Raw genomic sequence first — 13,552 nt, forward strand, 5'->3', positions numbered from 1 at the left:
GGACACACAGGAGGGCGGCACCCTTTTCGGGGTGCCGCCCTCCTGTACGTGCTCAGCTCAGCCCGGCCACCATCCGGAACGACGCGTCCGAGCGGTACTGGTGGCTGTTCTCGTAGGGGTCCAGGCGGAGCCGGAAGTCGCGGTGGCGCAGGAAACGGCCGGGGTAGTTGACCGATTCCAGCGCGAGCGCGCCCGACGGGGACCAGGAGCGGGGGCAGAACGTGGCGTCCTGGCGGAAGAGGGACGAGCCGTCGTCGTTGTTCGCGACCAGGACGAAGCTGCGGTGGCGCAGATAGCGGCCGTCGGCGGTGGTGAAGGAGTAGCAGGAGGAGTCGGCGAGGCCGGTGACGCGCTGGAAGGTGGCGTCCTCGCGCTGCTCGGGGCCTGAGCCGATCCGGTCCAGCCGCACGTAGCCGTCGCGCACCCGCCAGTAGCGGTCGGAGAAGTTGACCGAGCGTATGGAGGTGCCGTGCGAGGCCGGCGTCTTCGGGGGCTTCGACGAGCCGGAGGACGCCTTCGGCGGCTTCGGAGCCTTCTTCACGGGCTCCGGACTCGGGGCGGCGCTGGGCGCCACGGAGGTGGGGGTGGGGCTGGGAGACGAGTGGACGCGGCCCGCACCGGCCTCCTCGGAGCCGCCCTTGGAAGGGGTCGCGAAGGAGATCAGACCGCCCGGGGCCGAACTGCTCAGGGTGCTCGGCTGCGCCGCCCGGTGTTCCGGCTCGCCCGACTCGCTGTTCATCACGGTGACGGCCGTGGCGCACGCGGTGATCGTCGCCAGGGCCAGCGCGCCCGCCAGCCAGAGCCGCCGGGTCCCCGGTGCCCGGGTGGTGTCCGGTGCCCAGCCGCTCTCCCAGGGGCGGTCCTGCGGCGGCCGGGACTTCTGTTCTGACATGCGCTGTTCCTCCGGCGGGGCACCCTTGACGGCGGCGCAGTTGTGGTGGCCCGGTGTGTGATCGGTGACACCGTAGTGGACCTGTGGGGCGGCTGGGACGCGTTTTGTGAGAGCGATTTCTCATCGATATCCAGGGTCGCGTTATGTACGGCCGTACATCTGATGTGTACGCTCGTACGCATGGGTTATCTGCTCCTGGCCGCGGCCATCGCCGCCGAGGTGGGTGCGACCACCGCCATGAAGTACAGCGACGGCTTCAGCAGGCTCGCGCCGTCGCTGCTGACGGTCCTCGGCTACCTCCTCTCCTTCGGGCTCCTCGCCCAGACGCTGAAAACCGTCTCGGTCGGCACGGCCTACGCGATCTGGGCCGGCGTCGGCACCGCCGCCATCGCCACGATCGGAATCGTCTTCCTCGGGGAGGGGATGACCGTGGCCAAGGCCGCCGGGATCGCGCTGATCATCCTGGGAGTCGTGGTGCTGAACCTGGGCGGTGCCCACTGATGCCCCGGCGGCACGACCCCGAGCGGCGGCAGAGGATCATCGACGCGGCGATCCGGGTGGTGGGGCAGAAGGGCATCGCCGGGCTGAGCCATCGCACGGTCGCCGCCGAGGCGGACGTCCCGCTCGGCTCGACGACGTATCACTTCTCGACCCTCGACGAGTTGCTCGTCGCCGCGCTGCGGCAGGCCAACGAGGGCTTCGCCAAGGTGGTCGCCTCCCGGGGCGGCCTGGAGGACCCCCGCACCGACCTGGCCGCCGAACTCGCCGCGTGGGTGGGGGAGTGGCTCGCGGGCGACCGTACGGGGGTGGAGCTGGAGTACGAGCTCTACCTGGCCGCCCTGCGCCGGCCCGCCCTGCGGCCCGTCGCCGCCGAGTGGGCCGAGGACGTCGCCGAACTGCTGTCCCGGCGTACCGACCCGGTGACGGCCCGGGCCCTGGTGGCGCTGCTCGACGGAATCTGCCTGCAGGTGCTGCTCACGGAGGCACCGTACGACGAGGCCTACGCGCGCGAGGTGCTGCGCCGGGTGATCCCGTGAGGTGACGGGGCGGCGGACCGGTACGACGGTCCTGCGACCTGCCGGACCCACCGTGAACTTCTTCGCCGCCCAGCGGGGGTGGCTCGCACCCTGAGACGCCCCGCGCCCGGGTTAGCCCCGACGCGCCCCGGCCGGTTAGGTTGCCCTCATGACCGACACGACTGCTCCTCGCACCACCGGCGCCGTGGCCGCCGGCCTCGCCACGATCGCTGCCGACGGCACCGTTCTGGACACCTGGTTCCCCGCGCCCGAGCTGGCCGACCAGCCCGGCCCGTCCGGCACCGAGCGGCTCTCCGCCGAACGGGCCGCGGAGCTGCTCGGCGGTGGCGCCACCGCGGCGATCGGCCCGGACGCCCGCCGGGGCGTCGAGGTGGTCGCGGTCCGCACGGTCATCGCCTCGCTCGACGAGAAGCCGATCGACGCGCACGACGCCTACCTGCGTCTGCACCTCCTCTCCCACCGCCTGGTCAAGCCGCACGGCCAGAGCCTGGACGGCATCTTCGGCTTCCTCGCCAACGTCGCCTGGACCTCGCTCGGCCCGGTCGCCGTCGACGACCTCGAGAAGGTCCGGCTGAACGCGCGCGCCGAGGGTCTGCACCTCCAGGTGACCTCCGTCGACAAGTTCCCGCGCATGACGGACTATGTGGCCCCCAAGGGCGTCCGGATCGCCGACGCCGACCGGGTCCGCCTCGGCGCGCACCTCGCCGAGGGCACCACGGTCATGCACGAGGGCTTCGTCAACTTCAACGCCGGCACGCTCGGCACCTCGATGGTCGAGGGCCGCATCTCCGCCGGTGTCGTGATCGGCGACGGCTCGGACATCGGCGGCGGCGCCTCCACGATGGGCACGCTGTCCGGCGGCGGCAACGTCATCATCTCCGTCGGCGAGCGCTGCCTGATCGGCGCGGAGGCGGGCGTGGGCATCGCCCTCGGCGACGAGTGCGTCGTCGAGGCCGGTCTGTACGTCACGGCCGGCACCCGTGTCACCATGCCCGACGGCCAGATCGTCAAAGCCCGCGAGCTGTCCGGTGCCTCCAACATCCTCTTCCGCCGCAACTCGGTCACCGGCACGGTCGAGGCCCGGCCGAACAACGCGGTGTGGGGCGGCCTGAACGAGATCCTGCACAGCCACAACTGACCTCCGGCTGTCCCGTACGGATGACCCGGCGTGACCTCGCGATGGTTTTGGCAGATGAACGGGTGGACGCAGTGTCCGATCAGAAGCCGAACCGACGAAATGAGGACCGGGGCATGAGGAACGATGGTGGGCGGGCCGTGGCACGCCGGCTGGCCGGGGTGGTCGTGGCGCTGGCGGTGTGCTGGCTGCCTGCGGGGGCCGCGCACGCCGACGAGACCAACACGGGTTCGCACAACGGCCACCGGGTCGGTCTGATCAACGTCAACGTCGGTCAGATCGACGACCCGGCGGAGGACGTGCTGGAGCACACGCTGCTGTTCGGCGACGGGTACGCCTGGAACTGAGCGTACAGAGCAGACGGGACGGCCCGTACCGCAGGCGACTGCGGCGCGGGCCGTCCTGTCTGCTCCGTCCCGTCCGGACCGCCCTCCGTTCCCGTGCCGCGCCACATCAAGCGTGATCAGGCCCCGGTGAGCGCCGCGTGGAGCGACAGCAGGGTGTCGGTGGTGGCCGGGGCGGCGGGCCGGAGGGGGGCGCGGACCGGGCCCGCCGGGAGGGCCAGGGCGTTCAGCAGTGCCTTGACCGTGACGGTGCCCGGCAGGCCGGCGGCCATGATCGCCTCGATGAGGGGCGTCGCCTCGTGCTGGAGGCGGGCCGCCCGGGCCGTGTCGCCCGCGTCGAACGCGTCCAGGACGGCCCGGAGACGGGCCGGGATCACGTTCGCGACCGTGCTGACGTAACCCGTGCCGCCGACGGCGTACAGCGCGAGGTTGTGTTCGTCGCACCCCGCGTAGTACGCCAGGTCCGTGCGGGCCAGTACCTTCTGGGCGCCCAGGAAGTCGGACGAGCAGTCCTTGACCGCGACGATCCCGGGGTGTCCGGCGAGGCGGAGGATCGTCTCCGGTTCGATGCGGATGCCGGTGCGGGCCGGGATGTCGTAGAGCATGAGCGGGAGTTCACAGGCGTCCGCGATCTCCCGGAAGTGGGCCTCGACCGCGTCCTGCGGGGGCCTGCTGTAATACGGCGCCACCACCAAGAGGCCGTCCGCGCCCGCCTTCTGCGCCTCCTTGGCCAGTTCGACGGTGTGCCGGGTGTCGGGCGTGCCGATGCCGGCGACGATCTTCGCGCGGTCACCCACCGCCTCTCTCACGGCAGCGACGAGAGCCGACTTCTCGGTGTCCGTGGTGGTGGGCGACTCGCCGGTCGTGCCGGAGAGGACCAGGCCGTCGCAGCCGTTGGCCACCAGCTGGGCGGCGAGGTGCTGGGCGCCGTCGAGGTCCAGGGTGCCGGAGGGCGTGAAGGGAGTGATCATGGCGCAGAGAGCGCGGCGGAAGAGGGGCGCGGATGGTGAGGTCATGGGGGCAGTGTGGGTCCGCCGATTGTGTAGCTCCACTTAATTCTGCTTACGGATATCCGTAAGTTTTGGTTCAGTGCGTGGTGGAGGATCGGTGGGACTGTGCGCCCGAAGTCCTTCGCCGGGACCGCGCTGTCGCAGGCCGGGGAGCATCGAGGGAGCGCGGGGGTAGCGGGCGGGCCGTCCGGGTACCCGGGTGTTCCCTGACTTCGAGAGGAGGCGGAACACGTGACCGGGACCATGGATCACCGGGCCGTGCACGAGGAGCGCCACTCCGTGGGCGAGCTCGTCGGGCAGGCCGCGGAGCAGCTCTCCACCCTCGTACGGCAGGAAGTGGCTCTCGCCAAGGAGGAGCTGGCCGAGAAGGGGCGGCGGGCCGGGCGGGGCGGCGGGCTGCTCGGGGCGGCAGGCGCCGTCGGATACGCCGGGCTGCTCGCCCTGGCCGGTACGGGTGTCGCCGCGCTCTCGCTGGTGCTGCCCGTCTGGGCCGCGGCGCTAATCGTGACGGCGGTGCTGTTCGTGATCGCGGGGGTGCTGGCCGTGATGGGGCGGGGGCAGCTCCGCAAGGCCGCACCGCCCACGCCCGAGAAGGCTCTCGGCAGTGTCAGGGCGGACGTGGAGGAGATCAAGGAGAGGGCGCATCGATGACGGACGTGACGGGTGGGGCGAAGGGGCCCGATGAGCTGCGGCGGCAGATCGAGCGGACGCGCAGTGCGCTCGGCAACACCGTGGAGGAGCTGACGGGGAAGGCGGACGTGAAGGGGCGTGCGCTGGCCCGGGCGGCCGATCTGCGGGACAAGGCCGGGGCGATGACGGTGCAGTTGCGCAGCACGGCCGCGCAGGCGGGACACACGGTGCACGACAAGGCGACGCATACCGGGCCGCGCCCCGTGCGGACCGTTGTCCAGGCGGGGATGCGGAACCCGGGGCCGGTGCTGGTGGCCGGGGCGGCGGGGGCCGTGGTGGCGGTCGGCGTGTTGCGTTGGAGGCATGCGCACGGGTATCGATGAAGGGAGTGCTCCGCGTGAGAGTGCCCCTTCGCGGTGCGGGTTTCGGTCACCGGCGTGCGTGCGGGTTTGCCGCGCCCGCGCGCCGCTGGGCCGGATCCGCTCGCTCCGGTAGGACGCCGTGCACGGCACCCTCTTGACCTCAAGTTTGGTCGAGGTTGAAAGGTGGGGTGTGTTCGTGACCGGCGCTACGACTGGAGTGTTCATGAGCCGTCGAACCGAGCAGCACCCCGACCTCACCGACCCGCGTGCCGGTGCCCCCTTCTTCAGCACCTGGCGGGTGGGCACCCCCGAGCGGCAGTGGCAGACCGTGGAGGCCATCGGGCGTACCTGGGAGCGGCGGCCCTGGCCGGCCGGGGATCTGCTGGCGTATCACGTGTACGTGGGGGACGACGGGTCCACCCTGATGCACTACTCGCAGTGGACCGGCGAACAGGCCTACGAGTCCTTCGTCAAGGTCCACCGGCAGGAACGCGTGGACGAGATCGACACCGCCGTGCCGGGGATCGAGCGGGTCGGACTCGGGCGGTACCGGCGCTACCGGAGCCGGGAGCGCGCTGCCGGGGACACACGGACGCCGGGTCAGATCGTGACCGTGCGGGTCGACTTCGAGAGCGGGATGGAAGGGCGCCGCGAGGAATGGGTCGACCTCGTGTCGAAGGCCATGGACGGCGACCCGAAGGGGCACGCCGGGCTGGTCTCCGCGCACTTCCATCTCAGTACGGATGGCGGGCACGTGCTGAACTACGCCGAGTGGGAGAGCGGCGAGGCCTATGACCGGGCGCTGGCCGCCCCGGCGAGCGAGGCGTGGGAGCGGGTGCGGGCGTATGCGGGGATGAAGGGGAGCACCGGCAGCCGGTACGAGCACGCTCTGGGGCTGGTGCCGGACTGATCGGTGTGTGCGGGGCCGGCCGGACCGGCGGTCCGGCCGGCCCCGCACAGGTGTCACGGGCGGAAACGCAGGATCTGCGGGTCGTGGTCGCTGATCTGGTCGTGGAACTCCGCGTTGACGTGCACGCTGTCGTACTCGAAGTCGCAGGCGCGGCGGATCGACGGGCTGATCAGGATCTGGTCGAGGACCTGGCTGTTGCCCTGGTAGACGTAGGAGTAACGCTCGCCGCGCGGCAGGGATCTGATCGCCGACCACAGTTCGCCGCGACCCTCCAGGAGCTGCGTGGTCCGCGAGAACTCGAAGTCGTTGATGTCTCCCAGCGCGATGACGTCCGCGTTCTTCTGGGTGTCGAGGATGTCCTTGACGAAGGCGTTCACCAGGGTGGCCTGCTGGTGCCGCTGCGTCTCGGAGCTGCGGGACGGGGGCTGGTACTGAGCGGTCAGGCCCTGGTCGCCGCCCTTGGAGCCGAAGTGGTTGGCGATCACGAAGACCGTGCGGCCGCGGAAGACGAACTCGCCGGCCAGCGGCTTGCGGCTGTTCTCCCAGGCCTCGTCGGCAGGGGCGATGCGGCCCGGGCTGAGCGTCAGACGGGCCTTGCCGCGGATCTTCGTCACGTCGGTGGCCGTCGTGGCGTCGCCGCCCGCGCGGTCCGTGAACGAGACCCGCTCCGGGTTGAACAGGAACGCCTGGCGGATGTTGCCGCCCGGCTGACCGCCGTCGACGCCGTCGGCCGGGTCGATCGAACGCCAGTCGTACGTCGGGCCGCCGGCCGCGGCGATCGCGTCGATCAGCTTGGTCAGCGTCTGGTCGGCCGCGACCGTGCCGTCGTTGTTCGCGCCGTTGTTGTCCTGGATCTCCTCCAGGGACACGATGTCCGGCGACTTCAGGTTGTTCACGATCGCGGAGGCGTGGGCGGCGAACGTGTCGTCCGTCGGATCGAGGTTCTCGACGTTGTAGGTGGCGACCGCGAGTTCGGAGGAGCGCTGCTTGCGGGTCGTCTCGCGCTGCAGGCCCGCACTCTTCAGGGTGCCCAGCTCGCTCGCGACCAGGGTGTACCCGCCGAACTGGTTGTAGTCCAGAGGTCCCGCGGTGCTGCCCGTGAGGGTGTCGCCCACGTTCGCCTTGGGGAAGTCCGCCGTCGGTCCGAGGGACTGGATCTTGAGGCGGCCGGTGTTCTGGCCGTTGTAGGAGCCGTAGACCGTGCCGCCGTTGCGGTTGCGGTTCTCGTGCGGTTTCACCGTCACCCAGAGCTCGGTGTACGGGGTCGTGGCGCCGACGACGCGTGTGTCGGTGACCCGGACGGACATGCCCTCCAGCGCCTCGTAGTGGTCCAGAGCGTACGTCGAGGGCTTGAGGGGCAGCGCGTTGATCGAGCCGTTCGCGGCGGCGTCACCGGTCGGCGCGTAGGCGGCGGGGACCGAGCGCGAGGTGATCGCCGTGGCGGCGGGGAGCGCGTTGCCGCTGGAGACGACCGTGGTCGTCGGCTTGGTGATCTGCGTCAGCGACTGGTTGCCGGAGGCCGCGCCGCCGGGGACGTACTCCGCGACCGTGCCGCTGACCGTGACGGAGTCACCGACGGCGACACCCTTCGGCGCGGAGCCGGTGAAGACGAAGACGCCCTCGCTGGTCGCCGGGTCGGCGTCCGGGTTCGGGTCCTGGATCCAGAAGCCGCGGGACGAGCCGTAGCCCCGGATGCCGGTGACGATTCCGGCCACGTCCGTGACCTGCCGGCCGGCGTACGGGGATATGCGGGTGCTGCCCTGGATGTCGTGGACGCGGACCGATTCCGCGTGCGCGGGGCTGGTGAGGACGATCGTGGATGCCGCGGAGCACGCGGCGGCGACGGTGAGCGCGGCGAGGCGCGCGGACGACTTGCTCGGCAACGGGGTTCCCTCCGGGGACGTGACAGAGCGCCGGGACGAGGGCGGACACGTGTGGACTGGCTGGCTGTCGCCACCTGTGGGGCGATGCGGTGACGCGCGTAGAGGAAGGGGACGGACGGAACGGGTGGGGCCGGCCCGGTGAACAAGTGTCCGCCGACTTCTACGCGCGTCAATCTCCAGCCTGTTCATGTCACTTGTCAAGGTTTCGGCCATGTACGGCGGCTGACGGGCAGATGAAGTGGGCGGCATGGGTGGAAATCCGTCTAGGCTGAGCGGCTGAGTCGTATGAAGGCGCCCTAGGAGAACAGCCGATGTCAGACAGCTCCCCCCTGCCGCCGGTGCGGCTGCACACCGAAGCGGAGCTGGCGCGCGACGCACTGTCCACGCCGTTGCTGTCCCGGGCCGCCCGGCTCGCCCGCTGGGCCGGGCCGGACACCCGTGTCGACGCCGGGGGAGGGCTTGTCGACGAGCAGTTGCCCGCAGCCGCCGAGGCGCTCGGGCTGAGCGGGGACGACGCCGCCGCAGACGCGAGCGAGGCGTGGCGGGTCGCCGTGGACGCCGGGCTCGTCGAGGTCGTCGACGAGCAGGAGGGCACCGTGACGGCCGGTGAGGACCTGGCCCTGCTCACCGGTGGTGCGCCGCAGGACGTGCTCGCCGTGTGGCTCGCCGCCCTGGAGACCGTGCTCGCCGACGCGAGCGTGCCCGATCTCGACGGACTCCTGGCCGAGGACGGCGAGGTCGACCTCTCCGCCCTGGACTGGGACCCCGAGGCCGAGGCCGAGTTCCTCGACGGCGTGCTCGGCAACCTCTATCTGCTCACCGCCGCCGGGGACGCTCCCGGTGGCGCCCCGGTGCCGTTGCCGGCGCTGGCCGCCTCGGTGATCGTGCCCAGTGACATGGGCGAGCCCACCAACGACGTCCTGGAACAGGTCTCCGACGCGATGATGCGGCTGGACGACCAGTTCCGGATGCTGGAGCCGGTGGGCTTCGTCGAGTACCAGCCCGTCGACGAGGCGCTCATGGCCGACGTCGACGAGGAGCCCGCGGCACCCGTCGACGACACCGACGTCTCCCGCTACGGCATGGTCCGGCTCACCCCGCTCGGTCTGTACGGCCTGCGCGCCCGGCTGCTGGAGGCCGGGTTCGACGCACCGGCCGTCGGGGACCTCGCCGACAAGGGGGCCGACGCGCTGCTCGACGGCACGGCGGAGTTCCCTCCCGGCGCCGCGCAGGCCGAGACGGAGCAGTGGCTGCAGCGTCGGGAACCCCTCGTCGCGGCACGGGAGTTGCTGGCGGCGGCCCGCGGTTCGGACGCCGGGGCACCCTTGCGGCGGTTGCGGTGTCAGCAGGCCCTGTCGCTCGTCGGGCCGTCGGCCGAGCCCGCTTTGCGCGAGGTGCTCGACGACGCCGAGCTGGGCGGGCTCGCCCGGGTGTGGCTGACCGAGCACGGCGCGAGGGACGTGCCCGCGCCGTCCGAGGCGATGGTGTACTGGCTGACCATCGACACGGTGGCCGCGCAGCTCGCCGCGGAGGGGAACTCCGAGGAGCTGCGGGCGCTCGTGGAGGGGCTCGCGCAGCAGCACGACGGGTTCTTCGCGGCGGTGTGGCGGGTCGATCACCCCGCGACCGCCGATGTGCTGGAGGCCATGGGGCGGTTGCACCCCGACAAGAAGGTCGCGAAGGAAGCGCGGAAGGCCGCGTTCAAGGCGCGGTCACAGCAAGGGGGCTGAGCGTTCCCGGCGGGTGCGGCGCCGTTGTGGCCGGTCGCGCCCGCGCGGCGGAGCCGCGTATGAGAACAGGCCCGCGCCCCTTGGGGCGGTGTTCAACCCGCGTTCACATGTGAGCGACACGGTTTCGGCGAACGAGGTCCGCCACCCTCCACGGCATCCTCACCGTCACAGGAGACACCATGTCGCTCACCCGCAGGGACTTCGCCAGAAACTCCGCGATCACCGGTGCCGGTGTCGCTCTGGCGGGCAGTGTCGGCGCCCTCGCCACCGCGCCGAACGCCCTCGCCTCCACCGACACCGACACCGACAGCGCGGAGGACGAGGCGGCGGACGCGCGGCACCGAGTCGGCTACGGGCCGCTCGTACCCGACCCGAAGGGCATCCTCGCCCTGCCCGCCGGCTTCACGTACCGGGTCATCACCCACAGCGGCAAGACCAGGCTGGAGTCCGGCGAGTTCACGCCGTCCAACCACGACGGCACCGCCGCCTTCGACGGACCCCGCGGCACCACCCTGCTCGTGAACAACCACGAGCTGAAGGGACCGCGCGCCAAGTGGACGTACCCGGTGCCGCTCACCGAGGGCCTCGTCTACGACCCGGCCGCGGCCGGCGGCTGCACCGTCGTCGAGGTGCGCCCCGACGGACGGGTCGCCGAGTGGGTCGGCATCGCCGGCACCTCCACCAACTGCGCGGGCGGTGTCACCCCCTGGGGCACCTGGCTCACCTGTGAGGAGAACTCCGACAAGGCCGGCGTCAACGGCATGACCAAGGACCACGGTTACGTCTTCGAGGTCGACCCCTGCGACCGGCGGGCCAACCGCGCCCCCAAGCCGCTGAAGTTCTTCGGCCGCTACGACCACGAGGCCGTCGTCATCGACCCCAAGCGCGGTCACGCCTACCTCACCGAGGACGCCGCGGGCCCCAACGGCCTCTTCTTCCGCTGGACCCCGCCCCGCGGCTTCGCGTACGGCCCCGGGACGTTCCGGGGGCTCGCCGACGACGCCGGTGTCCTCCAGGCGCCCAAGTGCTTCGACTCCGGCGGTACGTTCGTCGACGACCTGTCCCGCGCCACCAGGATCGGCACCGTCTACGGCGTCGACTGGGTGGACGTACCCGACCGCGACGCCCGCACCGTCCCCGTGCGCAAGCAGTTCAAGGACGACGAGGTCACCCGCGCCCGCAAGCTGGAGGGCATGTGGTGGGGCGACGGCGGCGCCTACATCGTCTCCTCCTTCGCCCGTGCGGAGAGCCCGGAACAGCACGACGGCCAGGTGTGGTTCTACGACCCCAGGCGCCGCACGCTGACCCTGAAGGTCCTGCTCGGAGTGAACCCCGACCCGTCCCAGGACGGTGCGTTCGACGGCCCCGACAACATCACCGTCTCCCCGTACGGCGGCCTGGTCATCGCCGAGGACGGCGAAGGCGTGCAGCACCTGCTCGGGGCCACCGACAGGGGCCGCACCTACCCGATCGCCCGCAACGAGCTGAACGTCGGCACCGAAGACGAGCCGGAATACAGCGAGTTCGCCGGAATCACCTTCTCGCCCGACGGCCGGACCCTCTACGCCAACATCCAGAAGCCCGGCATCCTGCTCGCCATCACCGGCCCCTGGAAGCGCCAGAAGCGGTCATAAATTCGGTCGCAGTCCCGGACTCGCGCCTCCTACAGTGAGATCACAACGTCACGCACCTCCCGGTGCGATGGCAGCGGCTACTTCTCTTGTAAAGAATCCGACGCCGCCGCCGACTTGATCTCGGGAGGCGCAGCATGTGGTGGGTGCCCGGTGCGAAGGCAACGGCTACTTCCTGGGATCAGAGGGTTGCGGGTTCGAGTCCCGTCAGCGACTTCGGGTCGCTGTAGCTCAAGTGGGTAGAGCATCTGAATGAGTCCGTCGCCGACTTCTGTTCTCGGGCACCCACCTCTTTTCCCGCATGCAGCGTCTCCTCCGAAACACGAATGAATTCGGGGGAATTCACCATGGCGCGATTCAATTCCAAGGCGGCCCGCGCGCGTCCCGTCTCGCGTGTGACGTCCACCGGGCGTGTACTGCGCACCTACGAGGGCGGCCGGGGCCGTGAGCGCGACGCCCGCTCCGAACTCTTCCTGCTCGCCGTCTCCCACTTCGTCACCCAGCGGACCTTCTACGAGACCGGCGGCGACCGCGACGACCGCTTCGCGAAGCTCGTGGGCGAGCTCGCGGTCACCGACCCTCAGTGGACGGCCGGCCTGCTCGGCTGGCTGCGCGGCGCGGGCAACCTGCGCACGGCCTCGCTCGTCGGCGCCGCCGAGTACGTCAAGGCCCGTCTGGACGCGGGCGCCGAGGACGGCCCGTCCAACCGGCAGGTCGTCACCTCCGTCCTGCAGCGGCCCGACGAGCCCGGCGAACTGCTCGCGTACTGGACCGCCCTGTACGGCCGCAACGTGCCGAAGCCGGTCAAGCGCGGCATCGCCGACGCCGTGCGCCGGCTCTACCACGGCAAGGCACTGCTGAAGTACGACACCGCCTCCAAGGGCTACCGCTTCGGCGACGTCCTCAACCTCGTGCACGCGGCGCCGGACCCCGACAAGCCGTGGCAGGGCGAGCTGTTCCGCTACGCCCTCGACCGCCGCCACCACCCCGACACCGCCGTACCGCCCGCGTCGGACCCCGTCCTGGCGGCCCACCGCGAACTGATGGCGCTGCCCGTCGGGGAACGGCGTGCGGTCGTGACCGCCGAGGGCGGCGCCCAGCGGCTGGCCGCGGCCGGGATGACGTGGGAGGCACTGGCGGGCTGGTCGCAGGGGCCGATGGACAAGGCGGCCTGGGAGGCCGTGATCCCCTCCATGGGCACCATGGCGCTGGTGCGGAACCTGCGGAACTTCGACGAGGCCGGTGTCTCGGACGAGGTGGCCGAGCGGGTCGCCGCGCGGATCAGCGACCCGGCGGAGGTCGCACGCTCGCGGCAGTTCCCCTTCCGGTACCTCGCCGCGTACCGGCACGCGCCGTCGCTGCGCTGGTCGTACGCCCTGGAGCGGGCGCTGGGCCACTCGCTGGCCAACGTGCCCGCGCTGCCCGGCCGGACGCTCGTGCTCGTCGACCGCTCGGGCTCGATGTTCTGGTCGCGGCTGTCCGACCGTTCGGAGCTCACCCGCGCCGACGCCGCGGCGATCTTCGGTACGGCGCTGGCGCTGCGGGCGGAGCGCGCGGACCTGGTCCAGTTCGGCTCGACGAGCGACCGCGTGGCGTTCCGCGCGGGGGAGTCGGTGCTGAAGATCCTCGACCGCTTCGGCGACCTGGGCGGCACCGACACCACGGAGGCCGTGCGCCGGCACTACAAGAAGCACGACCGGGTGCTGATCGTCACCGACGAGCAGTACACGCACCACCACCGGGGCGACCCGACCGAGCAGATCCCGGCGGACGTACCGGTCTACACCTGGAACCTCGCCGGCTACCGCGCGGGCCACGGCCCGTCGGGGAAGGGCGACCGGCACACGTTCGGGGGGCTCTCGGACGCGGCCTTCCGGATGGTTCCGCTGATCGAGGCCTCCCGGGACGCCGACTGGCCCTGGGTGGCCTGACCGACCGTGGCCCGCACCGCGTGGGGAGTGCGGGCCACGGTTCTGTGCGCGCCCCTT

13 protein-coding genes are annotated in these 13,552 nt (G+C 71.4%); 10 read left to right on the plus strand and 3 right to left on the minus strand.

Features of this window, described 5'->3' with window-relative positions:
* Positions 1 to 52: 52 nt before the first annotated feature.
* A complete protein-coding gene (locus QNO09_RS22525; protein ID WP_283972045.1) occupies positions 53 to 892 on the minus strand; it encodes an AbfB domain-containing protein in 840 nt (279 codons plus the stop codon).
* 180 nt (positions 893 to 1,072) lie between these two features.
* Between QNO09_RS22525 and QNO09_RS22530 the strand changes: the two genes are divergently transcribed.
* The 4 genes from QNO09_RS22530 (at position 1,073) to QNO09_RS22545 (ending at position 3,411) form a co-directional block, all read left to right on the plus strand.
* Positions 1,073 to 1,393, plus strand: a complete 321-nt coding sequence (locus QNO09_RS22530) for a DMT family transporter (protein ID WP_349636982.1) — start codon at positions 1,073 to 1,075, stop codon at positions 1,391 to 1,393.
* Positions 1,393 to 1,929, plus strand: coding sequence for a TetR/AcrR family transcriptional regulator (locus QNO09_RS22535; RefSeq protein ID WP_283972046.1), 537 nt, complete (start codon positions 1,393 to 1,395; stop codon positions 1,927 to 1,929). Before QNO09_RS22530 ends, QNO09_RS22535 begins: the two co-directional genes overlap by 1 nt.
* A gap of 148 nt (positions 1,930 to 2,077) precedes the next feature.
* Positions 2,078 to 3,067, plus strand: a complete 990-nt coding sequence (gene dapD, locus QNO09_RS22540; protein ID WP_234850925.1) for a 2,3,4,5-tetrahydropyridine-2,6-dicarboxylate N-succinyltransferase — start codon at positions 2,078 to 2,080, stop codon at positions 3,065 to 3,067.
* A gap of 113 nt (positions 3,068 to 3,180) precedes the next feature.
* Positions 3,181 to 3,411, plus strand: a complete 231-nt coding sequence (locus QNO09_RS22545; protein ID WP_283972047.1) for a hypothetical protein — start codon at positions 3,181 to 3,183, stop codon at positions 3,409 to 3,411.
* Between the two features lie 116 nt (positions 3,412 to 3,527).
* Here the strand turns inward: QNO09_RS22545 and dapA are convergent, their stop codons facing one another.
* Positions 3,528 to 4,424: a 4-hydroxy-tetrahydrodipicolinate synthase gene (dapA, locus tag QNO09_RS22550; RefSeq protein WP_283972048.1), complete on the minus strand. Its 897-nt coding sequence runs from the start codon at positions 4,422 to 4,424 to the stop codon at positions 3,528 to 3,530.
* Between the two features lie 225 nt (positions 4,425 to 4,649).
* On the opposite strand from dapA, the gene QNO09_RS22555 reads away from it, so the two are divergent.
* The 3 genes from QNO09_RS22555 (at position 4,650) to QNO09_RS22565 (ending at position 6,320) form a co-directional block, all read left to right on the plus strand.
* Complete coding sequence (locus tag QNO09_RS22555; RefSeq protein ID WP_283972049.1) at positions 4,650 to 5,069, plus strand: phage holin family protein; 420 nt, start codon at positions 4,650 to 4,652, stop codon at positions 5,067 to 5,069.
* A complete protein-coding gene (locus QNO09_RS22560) occupies positions 5,066 to 5,431 on the plus strand; it encodes a DUF3618 domain-containing protein (RefSeq protein WP_283972050.1) in 366 nt (121 codons plus the stop codon). The genes QNO09_RS22555 and QNO09_RS22560 overlap by 4 nt, the downstream gene beginning before the upstream one ends.
* A gap of 202 nt (positions 5,432 to 5,633) precedes the next feature.
* A complete protein-coding gene (locus QNO09_RS22565; RefSeq protein WP_283972051.1) occupies positions 5,634 to 6,320 on the plus strand; it encodes an antibiotic biosynthesis monooxygenase in 687 nt (228 codons plus the stop codon).
* Positions 6,321 to 6,373: 53 nt separating this feature from the next.
* On the opposite strand, the gene QNO09_RS22570 is transcribed toward QNO09_RS22565, so the two are convergent.
* Entirely contained in the window at positions 6,374 to 8,203 is a 1,830-nt protein-coding gene (locus QNO09_RS22570) for a DUF8508 domain-containing protein (RefSeq protein WP_283972052.1), read from the minus strand.
* 311 nt (positions 8,204 to 8,514) lie between these two features.
* Between QNO09_RS22570 and QNO09_RS22575 the strand changes: the two genes are divergently transcribed.
* The 3 genes from QNO09_RS22575 (at position 8,515) to QNO09_RS22585 (ending at position 13,495) form a co-directional block, all read left to right on the plus strand.
* Positions 8,515 to 9,933 (plus strand): hypothetical protein, encoded by a 1,419-nt coding sequence (locus tag QNO09_RS22575; RefSeq protein ID WP_283972053.1) that lies wholly within the window; start codon positions 8,515 to 8,517, stop codon positions 9,931 to 9,933.
* A 179-nt stretch (positions 9,934 to 10,112) separates the two neighbouring features.
* On the plus strand, positions 10,113 to 11,567 hold the full coding sequence (locus QNO09_RS22580) for an alkaline phosphatase PhoX (RefSeq protein ID WP_283972054.1): 1,455 nt from the start codon (positions 10,113 to 10,115) through the stop codon (positions 11,565 to 11,567).
* Positions 11,568 to 11,911: 344 nt separating this feature from the next.
* The gene (locus tag QNO09_RS22585; RefSeq protein ID WP_283972055.1) at positions 11,912 to 13,495 is read left to right on the plus strand and encodes a TROVE domain-containing protein; all 1,584 of its coding nucleotides are present in this window, start codon (positions 11,912 to 11,914) and stop codon (positions 13,493 to 13,495) included.
* Positions 13,496 to 13,552: the final 57 nt, after the last annotated feature.

It is taken from the genome of Streptomyces sp. 378 (genome assembly GCF_030124145.1).
Classification (GTDB): Bacteria; Actinomycetota; Actinomycetes; order Streptomycetales; family Streptomycetaceae; genus Streptomyces.